Below are 22,816 nucleotides of genomic sequence, written 5' to 3' on the forward strand. Positions count from 1 at the left end.
AAAGATGACGACAATCGCGCCAAAGCGGGTGCGCAGTTCCGCCGGGCGGTTATGGCGTGAATACGGATGGGCATACTTGTTCATTTTGGCGCCCGTCCTGCTGTTTCTCGTGTTTACACTGTATCCGGTCGTCTCCGCCCTGATCATGAGCTTTCAGCAGTACAACATTATGGATTCAACCTGGGTCGGACTGGACAATTACGAGCGGCTGGTGCAGGATGCGACCTTCTGGAAATCAATGCGTAATACGGTCATCTTTACGGTGTGCACGGTGCCGATGAACATCATCATTACCTTTGTGCTTGCATATCTGATCTACCAGATGAAGACGAAATGGCAGACTTTTTTCAAAGCAACGCTGTATCTGCCTGCGGTAGCTTCCGGGGTGACGATCTCCATCGTTTGGCTGGCCATTTTTGACCCGACCGATGTGGGCCTGCTCAACCGGTTCCTCGGCTGGTTCGGCTTCGATCCTGTCATTTGGCTGGGCCAGTCCAAAACCGCGCTGTTCTCCCTGATTCTGATGAACTGGCTGGGCTCGCACGGCGCAGGAATCATCTTGTATCTGGCCTCCATGGGCGGGGTGCCCAAATCGCTGTATGAGGCTGCCGACATTGACCATGCCAGCGGCTGGACCAAGTTCACACGCATTACCTGGCCACTGCTGAAGCCGACGACGCTGTATTTGCTCGTTACGGGAGTAATTACTTCCTTCCAGGTATTTATTTCGGTGTATATGATGACCCAAGGCGGCCCCAACTTTGCGACCACGACAATTGCCTATTTAATCTACCAGACGGCGTTCGAATTTTATGAATTCGGCCTGGCTTCGGCCCAATCGTTCGTGCTGGCATTTCTGATTATCCTGGTCTCTGTCATCCAGTTTAAATACTTTTCGAGCGATGTCGAGTATTAGGGCGAAGGGGTGAGCATTACATGAAAACCAGATCAAAAACCGTGTTTCTGGCCGTGGCGACCCTCATCCTTGTGGTGTGGGCGATCGTAACGATCATTCCGCTGTACTGGATGCTGATCGGCTCCGTGCAGGACTCGATGGCGACGGCCAGCTTCCGGCCCCGGATGATTCCCGAGGCGCTGTCGTTTGCGCCGTATGAGCGTTTTTTTGCCAAAACAGCAGCCTGGCGCTGGCTGTTCAACTCCCTGCTGATTTCCACCGTGTTGACCGTAACCAACGTGTTTTTCGCTTCCCTGGCCGGGTATGCCTTCTCCAAGCTGAAGTTCCCCGGCAGCAATGCGGTATTCTGGGTGCTGCTCAGCACGATGATGATTCCGGCGCAAGTGACGCTGATTCCGCTATATATTCTGATCGTCAATGTGTTTAATCTTGGTGACAGTTATACCGCGATTATTCTGCCTACCGCAGTAACGGTCGGCAATATTTTTCTGATGAAGCAATACATGTCTTCGCTTCCGACCTCGCTGATTCATGCGGCCCGAATTGACGCCTGTAGCGAGTTCGGTATCTTCTGGAAGGTGATTCTGCCCATGGCCAAGCCGGGGCTGGCCGTGCTGGCGATCTTCACCTTTGTGGCCTCCTGGAACGAGTTTTTCTGGCCGTTTCTGATAACGAATTCGACGGAGATGCGGACGATCCAGGTGGGCCTGGCTTCCTTCGTCTTTGCCGAATCGACAGACTTTGGAGCGATTATGGCCGGGGCGACGGTTGGCGCGCTGCCGATGCTTATCTTGTTTTTCTCGCTGCAGCGGTATTTCCTGCAGGGAATTACTATCGGAGCGGTAAAAGGCTGAAGCGGCGGTCAGGCTTTGCTTGTATGGGAGAACGGCATGGTGATAAAACGGCATGGATGCCGCTCCCGCGATTTTGACAATGTCCATGTGTAAGTTTTTGTGGGGGAACTTAAAGGGGGAAAGGCTATGGCACGTGTTGAATTCCGCAATGTGCGCAAACAATTTAACGATCAGAACAAGCAGGCTTTTACAGCGGTGGCGGGCTCTGATTTTGTTATTCAAGATAAAGAATTTGTTGTGTTTGTCGGTCCGTCGGGCTGCGGCAAAACGACCTCGCTGCGGATGATAGCGGGCCTTGAGCAGCAGACGAGCGGTGATATCATCATCGGCGACCGCATCGTCAACAATCTCCACCCCAAGGACCGCGACATCGCGATGGTGTTCCAGGATTATGCGCTGTACCCGCACATGACGATCCGCGAGAACCTGTCCTTTGGCCTGCGCAATCTGAAGAAACCGAAGGATTATATCGAGCAAAAGGTCCGGGAAGCGGCAACGATCCTTGGGTTGGAGGATATGCTAGAGCGCAAGCCGCGCGAGTTGTCCGGCGGGCAGCGTCAGCGGGTCGCCGTAGGCCGTGCGATTGTGCGCGATCCGCAGGTGTTCCTGTTCGATGAACCTCTCTCCAACCTGGATGCCAAGCTGCGCATTCAGATGCGGGTCGAACTGGGCGAGCTTCATAAGCGGCTTGGCGCAACCATCGTATATGTCACTCATGATCAGGTGGAGGCAATGACCCTGGGCGAACGGATCGTCGTCATGAACAAAGGCGTCATTCAGCAGATTGCCTCACCGACAGAGTTGTATGCTAACCCAAAAAATATGTTCGTGGCCGGTTTTATCGGCTCCCCGGCTATGAACTTCATCAATGCCCGCGTGGAGCGGGGCCGCTTGTTCATATCCGGCGGAGAGTTCCAGCTGCCGCAGGATGCCGCCACGGGACTTCAAGGATATGAAAGCGGCGAGGTCATTCTCGGCATCCGCCCGGAGCATATTTACGGCGAGGACTTTGCGCCGGGCGTTTCCGCTGAGCACCGGCTGAATGCACATATCAAGGTTGTGGAGCATCTTGGCTCCGAGAACCTGGTCTATTTTCACGTAGGCGAAAGATTGGTTACCGCCAAGGTGCATCCGGAGACCAAGGCGTACAATGGGCTGGATAAGCCGTTTATTCTCGATCTGGCCAAAGCGCGTTACTTCGATCCGGTGACGGAGGACAGAATTCTCTGGTAGTCGGACAACTCGGCAGCCGTTAAAAGCAAGCTGGACTGCTATGATAAAAGGGGGAGACAATCATGCGCAAGCTGAATGACGTTTTGGTTCGCACAGGAACAGAGGCGTTCAGGGAGATTATACCGATTACACTGCTCAGCCTCGCTGGCTCGGCCGTGCTGGTGCCGGTCGTCCTGTTCGCGCCGCTTGCCTTTGCGTTTATCCTGTTTCCGCTCATTTATATGCCTTTGGTGTTCGGTGCGTTTTATGCCTATCACCGGAGAACGGAGGGGAAGAAGTTCGCAGTGCTGGAGATGTTCCGGGGGGCGTGGCGCGGCTTTGCACCTGCGGCGGTATTCGGGCTGCTCTGTTCGTTGCTGGTGCTCATTTTGTGGTCCACCTGGTGGTATTACGGGGGACGCGAAGGGATGCTGAGCCGGATGATTGCGATCATCCAGACGTATTTTGTCGCCATGGTATTTGTCTCCCAGTTCTATACGCTCCAGCTTGTCATCCAGCAGAAGCTGGGTATCTTCAAGGCGATGGGAGAGAGCGTAAAGCTGTTCTTGCGCCATCCGGCTTATACGATAGGTGCTTTTTTTCAAGCACTGTGCGTCAGTGTGATGTTGGCCGTCACGGTTGTCGGTTTTGCTGCTTTGTACAACGGCGTGCTTGCCGTTTACCTGCATAAAGCGGCTTATAATGTGCTGCACCCGGATGAGGACAACGAAGCTGGGGAAGCGGCGGAGACTGGCGCCGGAATGGCGGGTGGGAGCCTGCGATGAGTGCCCGCGTGCGCAGCGGGGCGGACCGGCTGGCCGCGGGGCTGGCACACCCGCTGCTGGAGGGGCGGCGGATCGGGTTGGTGACCAATCCGACCGGGATTACGGCGGATTTCCGTTCCACCGCCGAGGTCTGCCGCGGACTGGCATCGTCTAGGCTGATAGCTCTTTTTGCCTGCGAGCATGGCATACACGGGCAGTATCAGGCAGGTGTGAAGTTCGAAGATGAACGGGATGCTGTACTGGGGCTTCCGGTATACAGCCTGTATGGCAGACATAAAAAGCCTACCCCCGACATGCTGGTCGGCCTGGATACGCTGGTTTTTGATGTGCAGGACCTCGGGATGCGCTTCTATACGTATGTTTCCACCATGCTGTATATAATGGAAGCCTGCGCCGAGAATGGCAAAAGTCTGCTTATCCTCGACCGTCCCAATCCGCTGGGCGGCATCGTCTGCGAAGGCGGACTGTTGCAGGAAGGTTATGAATCCATGGTTGGCGCATGGTCAATGCCGATCCGCACCGGAAGGACTCTTGGAGAACTGGCGCGAATGGTCAACGATCTGAAAGGGCTGGGCTGCGATCTCGACGTGATTCCACTTGAGGGCTGGAGCCGCAGCATGCAATATACAGACACGGGGCTGCCCTGGATGCTGCCCTCGCCGAATATGCCGACCCTAGAGACGGTCAGAGCTTATGGGGGAACCTGTTTTTTTGAAGGGACCAATCTATCCGAGGGACGTGGCACCACCCGCCCTTTCGAGTGGATCGGTGCGCCTTGGCTGGATGGCGCTCGTCTGTCCGAATCCATGAACAAGCACCGACTGCCGGGGGTGCATGTGCACCCTGTATATGCTACCCCGGCCTTTTCCAAGTATCAGGGGGAATTGTGCGGCGGCGTGCGGTTGTTCATTACCGATCCGCAGCGTTACGAATCCGTAAATACAGGGCTGTTGCTGCTGCACGAGGTCAACGCCCTGTACCCGCAGGCATTCCGCTGGCTGGCCCCGCCGCAGGAAGGCTCCAGATATTTCATCGACCTGCTGACTGGAGGCGAAGAGGTGCGCCGCTCCATCGCGTCGGCAGCGGGTCTGCGCGATATTCAAGTATCCTGGGGGCAGGACAGTGCAGCTTGGAAGGAGCTGGCTCGCCCGTATCTGCTCTATACCTGAGCGAATGGCGAATACGGCGGCTGAAGCGGAAGGCGTGGTAACGCGGGGAAACATACATTGAAGCACATTGGGAAGATACAGAGCCGGATGGGCGAGACGACCGACGATATTGGGGCGAAAGACTGAACGATATTAAGACGCGAGGCTGGACGATATTATTGAAGCGAAGGGAGGAGCGGCTGTGAATATGGATTTGCGCAACACTGGGGGGACGGGGGATGATCCCGATGCGATCCTCGCTGACATGAGCCTTGCGGACAAAATCGGCCAAATGTTAATGTGCGGCTTTGAAGGAACTGTCCTGACGGATAAAGTTCGGGAGCTTGTCGCAACCGGCAAAATCGGGGGAATTATCTATTTCGCCCGCAATGTGGAGTCGCCGGAGCAGGTGGCACGGCTGACGGCGTCGTTGCAGCGTGCGGCTCTGGAGGGCGGGACGCCACCGCTTTTTATATCCATTGACCAGGAAGGCGGCATGGTGGCGCGGATTACCGAGGGTGTTGCTCTAATGCCTGGCGGAATGGCAATTGCCGCAGCAGGGTCGGAAGCCGATGCATATGATGCCGCTTTTGTCAGCGGGAACGAGCTGGCGGCAATGGGCATCAATCTGAACTATGCTCCGGTGATGGATGTCAACAATAATGCGGACAATCCGGTAATCGGAGTCCGCTCCTTCGGGGAGTTGCCACAGCGCGTGGCCGATTTCGGAGCGGCAACGTTGCGCGGGTTCCAGGATGCCGGTGTTGCCGCTACGGCGAAGCATTTTCCCGGCCATGGCGATACCGCCGTCGATTCCCATCTGGATCTGCCGACGGTGCCGCATGATCGGATACGGATGGAGCAGGTGGAATTGATGCCGTTCAGACTGGCAATCGCTGAAGGGGTGGATGCCATGATGTCGGCGCATATTTATTTTCCGGCGCTGGAGCCGGAGAAGTTGCCCGTTACCCTGTCGAAGACGGTATTGACCGGACTGTTGCGCGAGGAGCTTGGTTTTGAAGGCATCATTATGACCGATTGCATGGAAATGAATGCGATCGCTGAACATTACGGAACAGTGGAAGCATCCGTAATGGCGATTGAAGCGGGCGCGGACATGATCCTGATCAGCCACCGCGCCGACCGCCAGCTTGCCGCCATTGCGGCGATCGGCCGGGCGGTAGCGGAGGGACGGCTGAGCGAGGCACGCCTCGATGTGTCGGTGCGCCGACTGCTGGCCCTGAAGGCGAAGCGCGGTCTGCTTGGGGGCGGCGGTGCAGCAGGCCAGGCGTTATCCGGCCTGGCACGCTGCGGAACCGCAGCACACCTGGAGGTGGCGAGGCGGATCAGCGAAGCCAGCGTGACGCTGGTTCGCAACGATGCGCCAGTGCTGCCCCTGCGGCGGTTGCGCACGTTGGTGATTACGGCTGCTCCGATGGTCGCCACGCAGGTCGATGAATCCTTCGCGCCTGCTCCTGGCCTTGGTACGGCGCTGAGCAAGCATGGCCTGGCTTGCGAAGACCGCGTCATTCCGTCCGATCAATTCGCACAGTACAGCGCAGAACTGCTGGCGGTAGCCGCTGCGGAGGAAATCGGTCAGATTGTGCTCGGCACCTACAACGCCAGGTTTAATCCCGCGCAGGCCAAGCTGGCCGAAGCATTGCAGACGCTCGGCAAGCCAATGGCCGTCGTCGCACTGCGCAATCCGTATGACCTGCTCGTCATGCCGGGCGTGCAGGTCTATGCCGCCGTTTACGAGAGTCGTCCGCTCGCACTGGAGAGCGCGGCCAAAGCGCTGCTCGGGGAAATTCCTTTCCGCGGGCGGCTGCCAGTCTCACTGGGCTCCGACTATCCGGCGGGGTGGGGAATGAGCCTATGATCGGTCCACTCTGGAACAAAACTAATGCCACTGTAGTCGGCTTGATGTCTGGCACCTCGCTGGACGGTATTGATGCCGCAGTGGTGTCTATTGAAGGCTGTGGAATGGGTGCGCGGGTGAAGCTGCTGCATTATCACAGCGTGCCTTATGAAGCTGCGCTCCGTGAGCGGCTCAAGTTGCTGTGCACCGTGGAGCATTCATCGGTAGAGCTGGTATGCGGCATGAATGTCTATTTGGCCGAACGGTTTGCCGAAGCGGCAATTGAGGCGGTGCGCGGGGCCGGAATGGAGATGGAAGAGATCGACTTGATCAGCTCCCATGGACAGACCGTCTGGCATATCCCGGAAAAAGCCGGCCATGATCCCCATCTGCTCCGTTCCACCTTGCAGCTTGGAGATTTGTCCGTGCTGGCCAAACGAACGGGCAGGTATGTTGTCGGGGACTTCCGCCCGGCTGACATGGCCGTCGGTGGCCAGGGAGCGCCGCTGGTTCCGTACGGCGACCTGATCCTCTTCCGGCATCCTGAAAAAGGACGGCTGCTCCAGAATATCGGTGGTATCGGCAACTGCACCATATTGCCGCCTTCGTGCACTCCTGAACAGGTCTTCGCGTTCGATACCGGTCCAGGCAACATGGTTATTGATCAGGTGGTGCACCTGCTGACGGATGGCCGCTTGTCCTACGACGAGGACGGAGCTTGGGCATTGCAGGGCCAGCCCGACGGGACGCTGGTATCAGAAATGCTGGAGCATCCCTATTTCGCCCGGAAGCCGCCGAAGTCGACGGGCCGGGAAATATTCGGCAAAGACTATGCCCGGCAGTTCGTAGCTTCGGCCCGGCAGCACGGGCTTGACGGTGCGGATATGGTGGCAACAGCCACCGCCTTTACCGCTCGTACGATCGCCGACGGCTATCGCCGCCATGTGTTTCCGGTGTGCCGGATGGATGAAGTGATCGTCAGCGGCGGAGGCGCGCATAACCGCACGCTGCTGGCTATGCTGGAGCGCCTGCTGCCGGAGCAGAAGGTGCTGACTTCGGGGGCGCTCGGAGTGAGCGACGATGCCAAAGAAGCCGTTATTTTCGCGCTGCTCGGCAACGATTTTATGCACGGTCTCTGCAATAATCTGCCTTCCGCCACCGGAGCGGAACGCCCTACCGTTATGGGGAAGCTGGCCTTCCCCTAATGGAACATAACAACGTCGTCCTGTCAGGGCGGCGTCTGTTTATTTTGCTGGCTCAATATCCGCAGGATACTCGTCAATAGGAATAGAGGTTACCGAATCCCCCGGTGATGAATGGCCATACATTCCGAGGTAGACGGATGAATAAAGACTTATCGTTTTCCACAGTTCTAATGGATCTCTTTAAACTCCCTCAATATGATTTGGTTTTCTCACTTAGGCTCATGGATTCGCAGGATTTCACCTTTAGCTAAGTGTCAGATAAGACCCTATTGCGATGCGTCTATCCCAATGGAAAATGAGTGATTATAATGCGAAACCGTTCGATACACCTGACAAACTGGAACAATTCCTGAGTGTGTTAGTACAAGCGGGCGTAGACATCTTCCATTGCCCGACGCGTCGCTTTTGGGTGCAAGAATTTGAAGGTTCCGATCTGAGCTTTGCCGGATGGGTGAAGAAACTGACTGGGAAAACTACGATTACTGTTGGCTCTGTAGGTTTGGATGAAGAATTTGTTAGTCTTTATACGGAAGGGAAAGGGGCAGGACACAAAGATATTAATGAACTTCTGGAACGGCTGGACAACAATGAATTTGACCTTGTAGCCGTTGGGCGCACGCTATTGAGCGATCCTGCATGGGTTACGAAAATACGTGAAGGTCGAATTCATGATCTTCAAACGTTCACTCTAGAGGCGCTTAAAATGCTCTTCTAATGTATCTCATGCCTCGAATACCCCTTAATTTCATAATTAAACAATGTAAGCCAAAATACTCAAAGTCATTAATGAACTATGGGTATTTTGGCTTTTTAATGCGTCTGTGAGATGAGAGCATTCATACGTTAAACTTAAAACCAGATAAGACTGACAAAAATACTTGATATATATAGATGTCTATGTAATAATGCTAGTATGTTAAAAAATAACGCAGCTGCACTGATAGGAACGATCAGAGACTCGATCAATAAATTGATTGTGTCTGAACTCGAATCCTATGGAGTTGAAGGGATTGTTCCTTCCCATGGTGGAATATTAATGTTCCTCTATCAAAAGGACGGGCTTTCTATTAAAGAATTGACGCAAAAAATTTCTCGTCAGCAGCCCACAGTCACGGTTCTGATCGACAAGCTAGTGAGGCTGGGGTATGTCGAAAGAAAAAAAGAAAGGGAGGATAGCAGAGTAACCCTGATATATCTGACCGATAAGGGGAAAGAGCTGGAGCCTGTATTTGAAGTGATCTCCAATAGATTAAAAGAAACCATTTATGGTGGTCTCAAAGACGAAGAAAAAGAACAACTGGAGTATCTGCTGGAACATGTAAAAAACAGATTATAAATTTTTTTAAATTAATGTATAGATATCTATATTAAATTCAAAATAACATAAAAACATCTGGAGGTAATTAAAATGAAACATCTTATCGTTTATGCTCACTCTAACGCTGAAAGTTTCAATCACGCGATACTGGAAACTGTTGTAAATACCTTGAAAGAAAAAGGTGACGAAGTCGTTATACGCGATCTATATGCCCTTGATTTTCAACCTGTATTAAAAACTGAGGATACTGCCGCTATGAGAGCTGGGCAAACTCCAGCTGATATTAAAGTAGAACAGGAATACATTTCGCAGTCCGATACGATCACGTTTATTTCTCCGATTTGGTGGACAGGTCTTCCTGCTATCCTGAAAGGTTACGTTGATCGTGTATTTGCATACGGCTTTGCATATACGTCTGGTCCGGAAGGGATTAATAAGCTTCTTACAGGCAAAAAAGGTTTTATTGTAAATACACATGGTACACCGAATGAAATTTACGATGGAATCGGGATGACGGCAGGATTGAAAATCACTTCGGATACAGGAATTTTTGATTTCGTTGGAATTGAATCCGTGGGTCATTTACTATTTGGAAGTATCGGCTACCTTGATGAAGATGGATATAAAGGACTGTTGAAGCAGGTTCAAGACACCGTCAAATCGGTACTGTAAAATATAAGCCAGTCTTCAAATGATGAGGTCAACCAGCATTTACTGGTTGGCCTTTTCTTCTATATAAGCTGACTCCGAATGCGCAGTGGCAATTACATGAAATTTTTAAGTTCAGTTTTATATAGATGCTAATATCCTTCGACGGTTTTGGAATGTCCCTCTACGATTAAGGACATGTAAACGTCAATAGGATCCTCGCTTTCAACTTTAAAACCAAACCGTTCATAAAGACGTCTGGCAGAGCTTCCTTGCAGGACATTTAAGGTTACACGTTTTCCTTTTACATCATTTTGTTCAAGCAGATTACTTAATACTTGATTTCCGACTCCTTTACCTTGGTAATTGGGGTGAATATAAAAATGCTCCAATAAATAACCGTCTAACGTCGGTTTAAAAGCTATGCAACCAACAAAAGAAGAATCTACTTCGATGATCCAGGTATGTACAGAGTCGAATGCATCACGGAAGCGTTGACGAACTTTTTCTTCATCAAATCTCCCTAACCTGGTTAAATCGTTACGCAGTACAGTGGCCCGTAAATGAGCAATGGTTTCAACATCGGAATTTTGGGATTGGCGAAGAGTAAATGGTTTCATCTAATGTAACAACTCCTCTATGTATTAAAATTCACAAATAATTCATTGTTATTATCGTCAGCAATTCATTATAGTACATAGTATTAATAGTTAACTATATGTATTATGCGTTTTACGGAGGTTCACTATGAAAGATTATGAATTAAGGGATGATTTGAGAGAATCCGTTAACCGGATTTATGACATGGAATTATTCAGCAGCCTGACGGAGCTTATCCAAGGGGAAAACCATGTGCTTCAATATTTAGTTCAGCATCAAGATGATGAAATTAACCCATCCTTACTCAGTGACCACCTGCATGTATCCAGATCAAGAATTACGGCAGCGCTTACGGCCTTAAGAAAAAAAGGTTATGTGACCATGGAAATGTCTGAGCATGACAGACGACGAATGTGTGTAAGGCTCACATCAGAAGGTGCATCCCTGATTAAACAAAAACAAGAGAGAATTGAGGGCTATTTTGAAGCACTGGTAGAGGGTTTGGGTGAGGACGATGTCAAGGAATTTATACGATTGATCGAGCTTTCCATAAATATCATGAATGCGGATTCAACTGAAAAATAACATAATGTGAGGGTGTACAGGATGAAGTATAAAATAATAGCAGATAGCTGCTGTGACTTAACGACAGAGCTTAGAGAAGAAATGAAAATCACGACGATCCCGTTAAACATGACTTTGGGAGAAAAATGCTTTATAGATGATGAAACGCTAGATTTACCTCAGTTTATGGAAGAAATGAAAGCCTGTACAACCAAGATCGGATCGGCTTCACCGTCACCTATGCTGTATAAGGAAGCATTTCAAGGTGAGCATACTTCTTTTGCCATTACAATATCCAGCAATCTGTCCAGTTCGTATTCAAGTGCATTGGTTGGTAAGGATATGGCGGAGGAAGAAGGGGCTGATGTTCATGTATTCGATTCGAAAAGCGCGTCGGCTGGACAAATATTGTTAGCTCTAAAATTACGCAAGCTGATCGACGAGGGGTATCATAAAGGAGAGATTATTTCTTCACTGGAAAGCTTTATCACGAAGATGAAAACCTATTTTGTGCTAGAGAACCTGGATAATTTGGTGAAGAACGGACGAATGAATAAAATTACGGGAAAGATACTTTCATTCCTGCATATCAGACCCATTTTGGGTTCAGACGGTGACGGAAATATCGCATTGTTTACCCAAGCGCGTGGTCAAAATCAAATCATTGAAAAGCTGACAGATACGATTGAAAAGAGTGGTCGGGCTACCGAGGGGGAAAGCATTGTGATTACCCATTGTAATAATCCCGGGCTTGCGGAGAAGCTAATGAATGCGTTAAAGAACCGCTATCAATTTAAGGATATTCTGATTGTGTCCACCAGAGGAATCAGTTCGATGTATGCCAATGACAAAGGAATTATTATGGCGTTTTAAGCTATTGGATGAATGATACTCTCTTATTAAATAAAGGTTTATGCCAATTCGAGCCTGAGTTGGGGTAAGCCTTTTTGACATGCTGATATACACATTGAAATATTATGTCTATCTTTAGCTCAAATTAGGCCTTTGTACAAGGTACATTCGTCCAGTATGTAAAATAACGCATCGGCTGTTCCCTAGGATGATACCAAGGAACAGCCGATGCGCCGAAAGAGGCATATATTAGGATGTAGCGGTTTGAAGCCGTTTTTTGCGCATGTATAGGACGTACAGAATGCCGCCAAGCAGGCAGAGGATACAAGCAAAGCCTGCCAGCAACCAGGCTGAAGCGACTGCTCCGCCACGATCCATGCTGTTTCCAAGCCATAAGGGCAGCAGAGCCCCCCCGACTCCACCTGCACCAATCAGCAGGCTGGTGGTGGATTCTACTGTACCTGGCATCATTTTGCTGGCAAAAACGAGTGCGATGGAAAATATGCCGGACATGCATAGCCCCAGGAGTGCAATAAGGACAAAGGTAACAGCAGTGCCCTTGATCAGCGGGAACACGCACAGCAGCACGGTCGCCGCCAGTGAGCTTAGGGCGACAAAGACACCATAGCCGTAACGATCGGCAATGTTGCCTGCGAACAGCCGCCCGGCGGCCATCGCCAGCCAGAAGCAAGTAACACTGAGTGCCGCCTCAGCTTGTGTAAGGCCCAGCCGTTCAATGAACATAGAAGGTAGGAAATTGGCAAGGCTCATTTCTGTCCCTACATAAATAAAGAAAAAGATGATAAACAGTGCCAGCAGCAGCCAATTTCCCGCAGGGCCCCCTTTGGAAGCTCCCGTGGATGGAGAATGTGGGGCCGAGCCGGAATGTATATGCTTTTCCCCACGACCCTCATATTCGTCCAATACGGCATCCAGCTTGCCGAAGGATCCCCGTAGCCAGGCTACGACTGCCACCGCCGCACAGACGGAGATAACAGGAAAGGCCAACCGCCACCAGCCAAGGGCGATCAACTGGCTGGCAACCGCGGGCATTGCTAACGCGCCGATCCCGAAGAAGACTTCCAGACGGCTCATAGCTGCACCCGTTCCTTCGGTAATACCGCTAATCACGATGGTGCCGATGACCGCTTCCACCATACCGAAGCCAAAGCCGGCTGCCGCTCCGACGGCATATAGCCAACCCCATGGGGGCAGCAGTGAGTAGAGCCCTTCTGCTGCACACAGCAGTAGCAAGGCGAATACCAGCGTCCGGCGTTTGCCGAATTGCCTTGCAAGCCATGGCGACAGCAGGACGCCAGCCAGAAAACCGGAAAATTGGGCGAAGATCAGACTTCCGCCCTCCGTATAATTCCGGTCATAGTGGTCCAGCAGCACGGGCAGCAGAGACCCTACAACCACGTGCGCCAGGCCAATTAAAAAATAAGATAAGCTGCCAATCCATAGCAGTCGTTTCATGATGAACTCCTTTGATACCTGAAATTTCAATTATACTGAGTATTTTGCATAAACCCAAGAGCGATTTCAAATCAGCAATATAGAGATCGAAACGGTTTAGTTCGTCTATATATTGTACTTTCGAGCGTTGGGAATCGAATTATGATAATTCCAGCACATGAAAGCCATAGCCTTCGATGGTAACATCTCCTTCCAGGAATTCGCCGCTGAGCAGCTCATGTCCTTTTTGTTCATCCAGATGATAATTCTGTTTCTGGGCGTTATGGTTCAGGATGAACAAATACGATTTTCCATCCTTGGAGCGCACGCTGGCCTCCACACCCGCAGGAGCACGCAGCAAGGACGGAATCCCTTTTTCCTCACAAATATAGCCCAGCAGGCCGTCCAGGAAAGCTTCTTCAGGGTCCGAAGCCACATACCATGCTTCGCCTTGACCAAAACGATTGCGTGTCAGCACGGGCATCCCCTGATAAAAATCATCGCCATACTCCGCCAGCACCTCGGCACCTTCGCTATGCAGCAGGTCGCAGAGCAAGCCGCATTCATATTCCCCTTGTAATGCTCCTACCTGTTCCTTCAATACGATCCGATTTCGTGACTCCGGCAAAAGCGCGTCAATTTCTTCTACCCAAACTCCGAGAAGCTTACGCAGCTTACCCGGATAGCCTCCGGTTGTGACTAGATCGTTTTCATTCACAATTCCGCTGAAAAAGGTGGTGACAAAGGTGCCGCCATGTTCAGTAAATTGTTCCAGCTTTTCCGCTGTACCCGGCTTGACCATGTAGAGTACAGGCGCGATAATGAGATCATATTTCTGGAAATCTGATTCCACGGAAATCAAGTCTACCTGCACGTTACGGTGGAATAGAGCGGCATAATATTTGTGCACCTGATCGACGTAATTCAGCGCTACAGAAGGACCGCTTGATTTCTCCAGTGCCCACCAATTATCCCAATCGAACAAAATGGCTACTTTTGCGTTAACGGTTGCATCCAGCAGCGTATTACCTAAAGTGCCAAGCTCTCTGCCGAGCTGTGCCACCTCCCGGAATACGCGTGTATTCTCATGACCGACATGCTCAATCACAGCCCCGTGGAATTTCTCACAGGCTCCGATGGAACGGCGAAGCTGGAAGAACATGACCGTGTCTGCGCCATGCGCAACTGCCTGGTAACTCCATAACCGCATGACACCAGGCCGCTTGAGTGAATTGTATGCTTGCCAGTTTTGCTGGCTCGGTGTTTGCTCCATCAGCATAAACGGCTGCCCATCCTTAAGACCGCGCATCAGATCGTGGGCCATCGCGGTATAGCTCGGTGGGGTATTAGCCCGCGGATAGCTGTCCCAAGACACAATATCCATGTGCTTTGCCCATTTGAAATAGTCCAGTTGCTTGAAAAAGCCCATCAGATTAGTCGTTATGACAGCTTCGGGGATATGCTTTTTGATCGCGTTATACTCCAGCAAATAGCATTCCAGCATACTGTCTGAATTAAAGCGTGCGTAATCAAGGGAAATGCCCTGAAAGGTGGAGTGGTTTTCGCCCCAATGCTCGCTCAGATTATTTGGGGGTACAATTTCATTCCAATCATAGAAGGTGTGCCCCCAGAACGAAGTATTCCATACCCGGTTCACTTTTTCCAGTGTTCCATATTTTTGTTTGAGCCACACCCGGAATGCAGCAGCACAGTTATCGCAATAGCAATCCCCGCCGTACTCATTGGACACGTGCCACACGAGGATCGCAGGATGATTTTTGTAGCGTTCTGCCAGTCGGTCAGCCATGCTCTCCGCATATTTGCGGTAGGTGGGACTGTTCGGACAGGAATTGTGGCGTCCGCCGAATTTTCGTTTGCGCCCGTCGGCATCGACCCGGAGAATATCTGGGTATCGAGTCGCCATCCAGGCAGGGTGAGCTGCAGTGCTGGTGGCAAGACACACAAAGACACCGCTTTCATATAAACTATCGATGAATTGATCCAGCCATTCAAAATGATATGTGATTTCATCCGACTGAATTTTGGCCCAGGAAAATACGTTGACTGTGGCGATATCAATTCCTGCCAGCTGGAACATGCGTAAGTCCTCCTGATGTGTGGTGTTATCCCATTGCTCAGGATTGTAATCTCCGCCGTAAAATACTTTAGGCAGTTTACCGCTTATCATGCCAATCACCTCTATATATAAGAATAATTCTATCTTATAATACAAGTAAATGCTTTTAAATATAATAAAATGAACATGGATATAACAATATGGATCTACATTAAGGAATACATAACCGCGTGCGCCGGAGGTGCTTTTAATGATTTTAACTCCCCATCATTTGCGATTTTTTCTAACTACGCGTGAGCATTCTTTACCGCTTTTTATCGAAAGTATCGGATTTAACAGCAGGCAGGAGGATGTATCCCGGCCGGAGGGCTATCCGTGCTTTCACTGGATTCAGACGGTGTCCGGGGAAGGGGTGTTCACGTTCAAGGGGGGCTCCTTCCGTTTGGGAGAACAGGCCGGAGTTCTACTGCTGCCGGGCGAGTCCCATGCTTACAGCCGGGCGACGAAAGTATGGCGAACGCTGTACATTACGTTTGACGGACCGATAGCCGCTGCTGTGCTGACAGAGCTAGGATTGAAGCATACACGCGGGTATCATTGGGACGCCCATAGTGAACTGCACAGCTTCGGAGAAAGTATGCTTCATACTATAGCAAGTGAACGGGATTTATCAGGGCTGGACGCTTCGGCCAATATGTACCGCTTTCTAACTTTGCTGCGCAAACATGGTCAATACAGCTCTATGCCTTCCTTGTCTCATAATGTAGAACGTTTGGGGCCTGTGCTGGCTTTTATGGAACAAAATTATGCCAGCCCGGATATCGGCCTGTCTGATATGGCGGTGATGATGAATGTCAGCGCCCGTCATTTGAATACGTTATTTAAGCAGGCATTCGGTGTGACCTCTTATGCGTATCTGATCGTCATACGTTTGCGCAAGTCTAAGGAAATGATGGCTGAATCCCCGCACTTAACGGTAAAAGAGATCGCCGAGCGGGTAGGGTTCCGTGATGTCAGTCATTTTGTGGCGACTTTCCGCAAGACCGAAGGAATTACCCCTGAAAGGTTCAAATTATTGTATATATAAGGGTATTTAATCGAAATACTCTTTCTTACGCGGGAATGCTCTTTTTAGTGAGCATTCCTTATTGTTTTTTTCCGGATGTGGGAGTATAAAATAATAGTTCATTTGTTTCATCAATCTGATGTTCAGGTGACATAATAACAAATAGTTCAAAGTTCTTCTGCAAAACCCTCATCCAAAGAAGGAGTTAACGAAATGCTGAGTAAAGTCAAAAGATTACTAATCGGTCGTCCACGAAAATCGACGGCTCTTGAAGATGAGAAACTAAACAAGCTTAAGGCTCTGGCCATCCTGTCCTCGGATGCGTTGTCCTCTGTAGCTTACGGAACGGAGCAAATTCTGATTGTTTTGATTACAGCGGGCTTCACTGCTTTATGGTATTCCATTCCTATATCCATCGCGGTATTGGGATTGCTGGTTATTCTGATCCTGTCCTACAGACAGACTATTTTTTCCTATCCCGCTGGTGGTGGCGCCTATATCGTCGCTCAGGACAATTTGGGCAGGGCTCCGAGTCTGATTGCAGGCGGATCTTTGCTGGTCGATTATATTCTGACGGTAGCAGTCAGCTCGTCAGCGGGTACAGATGCCATTACATCGGCGTTTCCATCCTTGCATGATCATCGGATCGCCATTGCACTGATCATGATCATCTTTTTGACCATTATGAACTTGCGCGGAGTAACAGAATCAGCCTCAGTGCTGGCTGCACCGATTTATTTATTCGTAATTTCGATCTTTGTCCTGATTATTAGCGGTATCATCCATTACGTGGCAGGAGGAGCCCATGCTGCGGCACCGCAATTTGGAGCTACGGTATCCAACGTCAGTCTGTTTCTGCTGCTGAAGGCGTTCAGCTCAGGCTGCTCGGCGCTAACTGGGGTAGAGGCTGTCTCGAATGCCATTCCGAATTTCCGTAAGCCTGCTGCCAAAAATGCGGCAACTACGCTGATGATGATGGGTTTGATTCTCGGTTGTATGTTCATCGGAATCAGTCTGCTGGCTTATTGGTATGGTGTTCGTCCAAATCCGCACGAAACGGTCATTTCGCAAATTGCGAACGCCACTTTCGGGCGCGGTGTGATGTATTACATCATTCAGGGCGTGACGGCGTTAATCTTGTTTTTGGCGGCGAATACAGCTTATTCGGCCTTTCCGTTGCTTGCATTTATGCTGGCAAAAGACAAATACATGCCGCATATGTTCATGGTTCGCGGAGATCGACTCGGTTACTCGAACGGTATCCTGTTTCTGAGTATTTTCTCGGCATTGCTGGTTATCGTATTTGGTGGCAATACAGGAAATCTGATTCCACTTTATGCTGTAGGGGTATTTATCCCGTTTACGCTTTCCCAGCTTGGAATGATGATTCGCTGGATTCGTCTCAAGCCGTCAGGCTGGGTCGTCAAGCTTGCTATTAATACGGTTGGGATGCTGACCACGCTGTCCATTACGCTTATTTTTATTTTCACCAAGTTTAGTCAGGTGTGGATGGTGTTTATCTTCCTGCCTTTGGTTTTGTATTTCTTTATGAAGATCAATGGTCATTACAAAAATACGGCTGAGCAGCTGCGGATCGACATTACGAAGGATAAGCCTATGGTCAAAGGCAATACGATCATTATTCCAGTGGCTGGTATTACACGAGTCGTGATGAATACCATCAGCTATGCCAAGACCTTGTCGGACAATGTGGTTGCTGTATATGTAGGTGTGGATGATGAAGCAATCCGCAAGATGGAGCAAAAATGGGAAGAGTGGGATGTAGGTATCCGTTTGGTGGTGCTGAAATCCCGTTATCGCAGCATTATTAATCCGCTTCGCAAGTTCATTGATACGGTGGAGTGGAAAAAAGCGGACGAGGATCATATTACCGTTCTTATTCCACAATTCATCACGAAGCACTGGTGGGAAAATATTTTGCACAACCAGACCAGCTTGCTGATGAGAGCTTATCTGATCAATTACAAAGACGTCATCGTAACGACGGTCCCTTTTCATTTAAACAAATAAATGGAACAGGCGATTATAGCATGACAAAATGAACATCTTCTGGTCGCATGTCGTTGCGGCTGGAGGGTGTTTTTTTTATACCTGCATATTTACTTTAACGATACGTTTTATGTATTATTGATACAAAACGTATCGTTAAAGAATAGATATGGAGGGCTACAATGCCAGGAACCGAGGGTGAAACGGAACATAACAAGCTGCAATTTGTAGATACGCTGAGAGCGCTGGCAATTATGGGCGTGTTGCTTGTACATGTCAGCCAGCAGGTAGATGGATTAAACGGATGGTTGCAAAAGGGATTAAGCTTGGGAGCGAAAGGGGTCGCTTTATTTTATCTGGCCAGTGCTTTTACACTCTTTCTGTCATTGAGCAGACGTTCCGGTGACAGAAAAGAGCGTGTCTCGGCGTATCTGGTGCGTCGTTTTTTTCGAATTGCTCCCTTGTATTACATTATGTTAATCACCTATTTGCATGTGAACGGAGCAGGGCCCCGTTTCTGGCTTGGGGATCAGGAAGGGGTCACTGTTGCGAATATCGCAGCTCATATCTTGTTTCTGAATGGACTGAATCCGTACTGGATCAATAGCATTATCGGTGTGGAATGGTCCATAGCAGTGGAATGTATGTTTTATCTATGCGTGCCGTTATTATTTAAGCTGATCCGATCGATTCGGCATGCTGCCTGGTTTGTGGTGGGAGCGCTTCTACTGAGCTTTGGGCTGAACACGGTATTTGCGAATGCTCCATGGATCGGTGATCACCTGTTGTGGGGGCATTATCTATATTTATGGTTTCCGAACCAACTGCCTGTCTTCGGACTGGGTATATTGCTGTTCTTCATATGGAAAGACGAGCGGCATTGGAAAAGTGTAGACCGATTCAGCGGCGTATTGCTGCTTGGCTCCATGCTGTTTGCTCTTTGTACAGGTATGACGGATTATCTCATCGGTGTCCTGTTGCTGCTGGGAGCCTATGCTTTGTATCACTGGAAGCCTGTGTGGCTGTTAAACTGGGGATGGTCATGGATCGGCTGCCTCAGCTACAGTATGTATTTGACGCATATGCTTGCTCTGGAGATTGTAAGTCAGATTGAGTTTCCATTTTCCCCCGTTGTTAATTTGACTCTTATGTTTGTTATGACACTTCTGTTGACCACAGGTTTGTCCTGGCTCACCTATTCATGGATCGAACAACCCGGCATCCGTTGGGGGAAAAATATCATATCACGTATGAAGTCTGTACGCTCACAGGAAGATTCGGTCAATGAAAGTGTTGCCTGAGATGTAACTTTTTTCTGCATCCGATAACATTTGTTGAAGTGCTTAAAGAATTTATCCAATCCTTGAAAAGGAGATGCGTACTTTTAAGCGTTGGGAATCGAATGATGCAAAATGCTGATATACATAGGCTGCCAGTGAGCAGCTTCTTTTTTTTGTAAAAAAAATCAGGCGCTCCAATAAGAGCGCCCGAATGGGAGAGGAGAAACCGGACGAAGAGCTTATGGGGAAACGTAAGTCTTCTCCGCGGTTGTCTACGACATTGGTTGAATGCCGATATCCTAAGGATGCCCACGATATGGGTTTTTATACCTCCTCAAATCCTGCGTTTTTCAAACGGCGATCCATGTGGTACGATAACGTCATAATCTTTATATGGTTATGAACACATATAGAAAATAGGTGAGTTTCAGCGTGAGAGTGGTATCGGGTAGTGCCAAAGGAAGGCCGTTAAAGGCAGTTCCCGGCACAGGGACGCGGCCGACCACGGATAAGGTCAAAGAAGCGCTATTTAGCATGATAGGTCCTTATTTTGATGGGGGAGTCGCGCTTGATTTGTTTGCAGGCAGCGGCGGCCTGGGTATAGAGGCGCTTAGCCGAGGAATGGACAAGGCAGTCTTTATTGATATGGAATCGAAAAGTATTGATGTCATTAAAGAAAATTTGCGAAAAACCGGATTGGAAGGACAGGCTGAAGTGTTCCGCAATGATGCCGGACGAGCGCTCAAAGCGCTGGCAAAACGTGGAGCTCTTTTTGATGCTGTTTTTCTGGACCCGCCCTATCGTCTCAAGCATGGTGATGAATTGATGAGCCGTATGGCTGAACTGGACTTGCTTTGTTCTGAGGCAGTCATTGTGCTGGAGTATGAGTCGGGACATGAGTACCCGGAAAGCTTTGGGCCGTTCGAACAGGTCAGAAAAGCAGTCTATGGCGAAACAACGTTATCTATCTACCGCTTTGCAGCAGAGCAACCGGACGATGCAGAACATACTGAGACCGGAACGGAAAAATCTGATATAGCCGAATCAGGCGGGGAGGACCATCATGACTGAGCACAAACCACGTATTGCCGTATATCCTGGGACCTTTGATCCCGTGACGATGGGGCATCAGGATATTATTCAAAGAGCGGCGAGGCAGTTTGATCTGCTTATTGTCGCGGTACTTAACAATATTAGTAAAAATCCACTGTTTTCTCTGGAGGAGCGAATGGAGCTGCTGCGGACGGTAACCCGCGATATTCCGAACATTGAGGTGGACAGCTTCCGTGACCTGACAGCCAATTATGTACGTGAAAAAGGGGCTCAGGTTATCGTCAGAGGAATCCGGTCAGTGACCGATTTTGAATATGAGCTGCAATTGGCTTCCACGAACCATAAGCTGAACCCGGATGCTGAAACGATCTTTATGATGACGAACCCGACTTATTCATATCTGAGTTCCAGTATGGTGAAGGAAATCGCCCATTTTGACGGCAAGGTTGTAGATCTGGTGGCTCCTGAGGTCGAGGATGCGCTGCGTGCCAAGGTCAACGCCAAGCGCGACGGCTCCACCATGAAGTTATAAAGGAAATGACAAGCAGTGTAAGTATAATCGCGCCCAGAAGCACAATAGACAACATGGTCAGTTGCCAGGGATACAGCGACGGACTTTCCAACTGTGTCCACAGGTTGCTGCTCTCCGCCATGACGGAATGCGCGGCGGGATCATAACCGCCTTCGGCGAAAGAAGAAACGGAGCTACGGCTAACATAAGCTGGAAGTGTATTGCTTGTCATACGGCTAAAAGTCGTCCATGCAACGAGTGTAAGCACAAAGGCGATGATGCCATGAAGCACCCTGGATATAGTGAACGTGATACCTTTGTCCGATGGCTTGGTGACAGCTGTGATTTGGAGCCAGCCGCATAGCCCTCCCCAGCCTAGTACGGCGCTGATCAGAGCCGCTTGTGTGCGGAGATCATATGGCAGGCGGCTGATTTCATAGGAACCGAGATGAATTTCCATCCACGCGGGCCATATGAAAGAAAATGCTCCTTGGCCTGAGTACATGGATAGCAACCGAATCAGCACGGAAAAGAAAATAATGAATCCACCTGTCATCATAAGCGTCTGTACGGCATGGGATACGGTTTCGCCCAGCAGCTTTCCAAAGCTGCGGCCGTCCCGTTCTCTGGCAGAGCGTGTGGCGTCCCAAGCGGACCGGATGAGAGTGGTAGAAGTACGGGAAACAGAGGTTCGCCGGAGGGCAACTGGCGTTTCCCGTTTTTGCGATTCTTTTGAGGACGCAGTCAGTCTGACTGTAATCCATCCCGCCAATAGGCCGGAGACCCAGTGAACGGCAAGCAGCATGACTCCTACAGCAGCATTATGCAACAATCCTGTTCCGATAACGAGCAGGATGGTCATCGGATTGCAGAAATGAGCGATAGCGGTCAGTCTTCTAAGCTGGCGCTTGGTCATATCCTCCTGCTGTGCCCATTGGCGCACAGCTTCCGCAGCAGCCGGAAATCCGGCGGTCAGGCCGAGGGCCAGTACCCAGCCGCTGCGACCTGGAAGACGGAACCAGGAGCGCATGAACGGCTCCATAAGGACGCCAAGCCCATGCACCAGACCGAAGGCGACAAGCATTTCGGACAGCATCAAAAAAGGGAGCATGGCCGGGAAAATAATGCTCCACCATAGCTTAAGCCCTTGAGCAGAGGCTTGGAACACCTCTTCCGGTGAGGCGACAACAGCCAGCACAAGCAGAATGGCTCCAAGGGCAAGCAACAGGGTTGTCCAATAGGGAGCGGAATGGGCTTCCTTTTGTAGCAAAGGTTTCACCTCTTTGGAAGTGATATGATTTAACATTTAAAAAAACGAACCTCATCGTGCATAAATATATTAGGATGCATCGTATGTTGTTTCTAACGCTTTTCGTGTTTGGAATATTGGGCGAGGTGCTCGTA

At 50.0% G+C, this 22,816-nt stretch carries 20 protein-coding genes and 1 pseudogene; 17 read left to right on the forward strand and 4 right to left on the reverse strand.

The window, feature by feature from the left end:
* The first annotated feature begins 4 nt into the window (after window positions 1-4).
* From C1I60_RS16220 to C1I60_RS16265, 10 genes and pseudogenes are all read left to right on the forward strand, one after another.
* Window positions 5-916: a carbohydrate ABC transporter permease gene (locus C1I60_RS16220; protein WP_137062667.1), complete on the forward strand. Its 912-nt coding sequence runs from the start codon at window positions 5-7 to the stop codon at window positions 914-916.
* A gap of 20 nt (window positions 917-936) precedes the next feature.
* Complete coding sequence (locus C1I60_RS16225; protein WP_137062668.1) at window positions 937-1,770, forward strand: carbohydrate ABC transporter permease; 834 nt, start codon at window positions 937-939, stop codon at window positions 1,768-1,770.
* A gap of 126 nt (window positions 1,771-1,896) precedes the next feature.
* Window positions 1,897-3,003, forward strand: a complete 1,107-nt coding sequence (locus tag C1I60_RS16230; RefSeq protein ID WP_137062669.1) for an ABC transporter ATP-binding protein — start codon at window positions 1,897-1,899, stop codon at window positions 3,001-3,003.
* A 62-nt stretch (window positions 3,004-3,065) separates the two neighbouring features.
* Entirely contained in the window at window positions 3,066-3,767 is a 702-nt protein-coding gene (locus C1I60_RS16235) for a hypothetical protein (protein ID WP_212734479.1), read from the forward strand.
* Between the two features lie 80 nt (window positions 3,768-3,847).
* Window positions 3,848-4,936, forward strand: a complete 1,089-nt coding sequence (locus C1I60_RS16240; protein ID WP_353505569.1) for a DUF1343 domain-containing protein — start codon at window positions 3,848-3,850, stop codon at window positions 4,934-4,936.
* A gap of 187 nt (window positions 4,937-5,123) precedes the next feature.
* Entirely contained in the window at window positions 5,124-6,794 is a 1,671-nt protein-coding gene (gene nagZ / locus C1I60_RS16245; RefSeq protein WP_137062828.1) for a beta-N-acetylhexosaminidase, read from the forward strand.
* Entirely contained in the window at window positions 6,791-7,978 is a 1,188-nt protein-coding gene (locus tag C1I60_RS16250) for an anhydro-N-acetylmuramic acid kinase (RefSeq protein ID WP_137062671.1), read from the forward strand. Before nagZ ends, C1I60_RS16250 begins: the two co-directional genes overlap by 4 nt.
* A gap of 265 nt (window positions 7,979-8,243) precedes the next feature.
* Window positions 8,244-8,693: pseudogene (locus tag C1I60_RS16255) on the forward strand (beta/alpha barrel domain-containing protein); the annotation flags it as partial.
* Between the two features lie 198 nt (window positions 8,694-8,891).
* Complete coding sequence (locus tag C1I60_RS16260; RefSeq protein ID WP_137062673.1) at window positions 8,892-9,314, forward strand: MarR family winged helix-turn-helix transcriptional regulator; 423 nt, start codon at window positions 8,892-8,894, stop codon at window positions 9,312-9,314.
* 72 nt (window positions 9,315-9,386) lie between these two features.
* On the forward strand, window positions 9,387-9,968 hold the full coding sequence (locus tag C1I60_RS16265; RefSeq protein WP_137062674.1) for an NAD(P)H-dependent oxidoreductase: 582 nt from the start codon (window positions 9,387-9,389) through the stop codon (window positions 9,966-9,968).
* A gap of 128 nt (window positions 9,969-10,096) precedes the next feature.
* Here C1I60_RS16265 and C1I60_RS16270 read toward each other — a convergent pair whose 3' ends face one another.
* Window positions 10,097-10,564 carry a GNAT family N-acetyltransferase gene (locus C1I60_RS16270; protein WP_137062675.1) on the reverse strand — a complete coding sequence of 156 codons (468 nt, stop codon included), beginning with the start codon at window positions 10,562-10,564 and terminating at the stop codon, window positions 10,097-10,099.
* A gap of 127 nt (window positions 10,565-10,691) precedes the next feature.
* Here C1I60_RS16270 and C1I60_RS16275 point away from each other — a divergent pair, with 127 nt between their 5' ends.
* Both C1I60_RS16275 and C1I60_RS16280 read left to right on the forward strand, forming a co-directional pair.
* On the forward strand, window positions 10,692-11,129 hold the full coding sequence (locus C1I60_RS16275; protein WP_137062676.1) for a MarR family winged helix-turn-helix transcriptional regulator: 438 nt from the start codon (window positions 10,692-10,694) through the stop codon (window positions 11,127-11,129).
* Window positions 11,130-11,150: 21 nt separating this feature from the next.
* Window positions 11,151-11,981, forward strand: a complete 831-nt coding sequence (locus tag C1I60_RS16280; protein WP_137062677.1) for a DegV family protein — start codon at window positions 11,151-11,153, stop codon at window positions 11,979-11,981.
* 228 nt (window positions 11,982-12,209) lie between these two features.
* On the opposite strand, the gene C1I60_RS16285 is transcribed toward C1I60_RS16280, so the two are convergent.
* Window positions 12,210-13,436, reverse strand: coding sequence for an MFS transporter (locus C1I60_RS16285; protein WP_137062678.1), 1,227 nt, complete (start codon window positions 13,434-13,436; stop codon window positions 12,210-12,212).
* A 139-nt stretch (window positions 13,437-13,575) separates the two neighbouring features.
* A complete protein-coding gene (locus tag C1I60_RS16290; RefSeq protein ID WP_137062679.1) occupies window positions 13,576-15,603 on the reverse strand; it encodes a beta-galactosidase in 2,028 nt (675 codons plus the stop codon).
* A 139-nt stretch (window positions 15,604-15,742) separates the two neighbouring features.
* Here C1I60_RS16290 and C1I60_RS16295 point away from each other — a divergent pair, with 139 nt between their 5' ends.
* The 5 genes from C1I60_RS16295 (at window position 15,743) to coaD (ending at window position 21,433) form a co-directional block, all read left to right on the forward strand.
* A complete protein-coding gene (locus C1I60_RS16295) occupies window positions 15,743-16,579 on the forward strand; it encodes an AraC family transcriptional regulator (protein WP_137062680.1) in 837 nt (278 codons plus the stop codon).
* Between the two features lie 192 nt (window positions 16,580-16,771).
* Window positions 16,772-18,589, forward strand: a complete 1,818-nt coding sequence (locus tag C1I60_RS16300; RefSeq protein WP_137062681.1) for an APC family permease — start codon at window positions 16,772-16,774, stop codon at window positions 18,587-18,589.
* A gap of 161 nt (window positions 18,590-18,750) precedes the next feature.
* Window positions 18,751-19,869: an acyltransferase family protein gene (locus C1I60_RS16305; RefSeq protein WP_137062682.1), complete on the forward strand. Its 1,119-nt coding sequence runs from the start codon at window positions 18,751-18,753 to the stop codon at window positions 19,867-19,869.
* 411 nt (window positions 19,870-20,280) lie between these two features.
* Window positions 20,281-20,919: a 16S rRNA (guanine(966)-N(2))-methyltransferase RsmD gene (gene rsmD, locus C1I60_RS16315; protein WP_137062684.1), complete on the forward strand. Its 639-nt coding sequence runs from the start codon at window positions 20,281-20,283 to the stop codon at window positions 20,917-20,919.
* The gene (gene coaD, locus C1I60_RS16320; protein ID WP_137062685.1) at window positions 20,912-21,433 is read left to right on the forward strand and encodes a pantetheine-phosphate adenylyltransferase; all 522 of its coding nucleotides are present in this window, start codon (window positions 20,912-20,914) and stop codon (window positions 21,431-21,433) included. Before rsmD ends, coaD begins: the two co-directional genes overlap by 8 nt.
* Here the strand turns inward: coaD and C1I60_RS16325 are convergent.
* The gene (locus C1I60_RS16325; protein WP_252361749.1) at window positions 21,396-22,691 is read right to left on the reverse strand and encodes a nucleoside recognition domain-containing protein; all 1,296 of its coding nucleotides are present in this window, start codon (window positions 22,689-22,691) and stop codon (window positions 21,396-21,398) included. The two genes, coaD and C1I60_RS16325, sit on opposite strands and share 38 nt — an antisense overlap.
* Between the last annotated feature and the right edge of the window lie 125 nt (window positions 22,692-22,816).

Origin of the sequence: Paenibacillus terrae (assembly GCF_005217525.1) — a bacterium.
In the GTDB taxonomy this organism is placed as follows: domain Bacteria; phylum Bacillota; class Bacilli; order Paenibacillales; family Paenibacillaceae; genus Paenibacillus; species Paenibacillus terrae_C.

Coding starts and splice junctions, on each gene's coding strand:
- C1I60_RS16220 (WP_137062667.1), top strand. CDS start 5: ATGACGACAATCGCGCCAAAGCGGGTGCGCAGTTCCGCCGGGCGGTTA.
- C1I60_RS16225 (WP_137062668.1), top strand. CDS start 937: ATGAAAACCAGATCAAAAACCGTGTTTCTGGCCGTGGCGACCCTCATC.
- C1I60_RS16230 (WP_137062669.1), top strand. CDS start 1,897: ATGGCACGTGTTGAATTCCGCAATGTGCGCAAACAATTTAACGATCAG.
- C1I60_RS16235 (WP_212734479.1), top strand. CDS start 3,066: ATGCGCAAGCTGAATGACGTTTTGGTTCGCACAGGAACAGAGGCGTTC.
- nagZ (WP_137062828.1), top strand. CDS start 5,124: ATGGATTTGCGCAACACTGGGGGGACGGGGGATGATCCCGATGCGATC.
- C1I60_RS16250 (WP_137062671.1), top strand. CDS start 6,791: ATGATCGGTCCACTCTGGAACAAAACTAATGCCACTGTAGTCGGCTTG.
- C1I60_RS16260 (WP_137062673.1), top strand. CDS start 8,892: ATGTTAAAAAATAACGCAGCTGCACTGATAGGAACGATCAGAGACTCG.
- C1I60_RS16265 (WP_137062674.1), top strand. CDS start 9,387: ATGAAACATCTTATCGTTTATGCTCACTCTAACGCTGAAAGTTTCAAT.
- C1I60_RS16270 (WP_137062675.1), bottom strand. CDS start 10,564: ATGAAACCATTTACTCTTCGCCAATCCCAAAATTCCGATGTTGAAACC.
- C1I60_RS16275 (WP_137062676.1), top strand. CDS start 10,692: ATGAAAGATTATGAATTAAGGGATGATTTGAGAGAATCCGTTAACCGG.
- C1I60_RS16280 (WP_137062677.1), top strand. CDS start 11,151: ATGAAGTATAAAATAATAGCAGATAGCTGCTGTGACTTAACGACAGAG.
- C1I60_RS16285 (WP_137062678.1), bottom strand. CDS start 13,436: ATGAAACGACTGCTATGGATTGGCAGCTTATCTTATTTTTTAATTGGC.
- C1I60_RS16290 (WP_137062679.1), bottom strand. CDS start 15,603: ATGATAAGCGGTAAACTGCCTAAAGTATTTTACGGCGGAGATTACAAT.
- C1I60_RS16295 (WP_137062680.1), top strand. CDS start 15,743: ATGATTTTAACTCCCCATCATTTGCGATTTTTTCTAACTACGCGTGAG.
- C1I60_RS16300 (WP_137062681.1), top strand. CDS start 16,772: ATGCTGAGTAAAGTCAAAAGATTACTAATCGGTCGTCCACGAAAATCG.
- C1I60_RS16305 (WP_137062682.1), top strand. CDS start 18,751: ATGCCAGGAACCGAGGGTGAAACGGAACATAACAAGCTGCAATTTGTA.
- coaD (WP_137062685.1), top strand. CDS start 20,912: ATGACTGAGCACAAACCACGTATTGCCGTATATCCTGGGACCTTTGAT.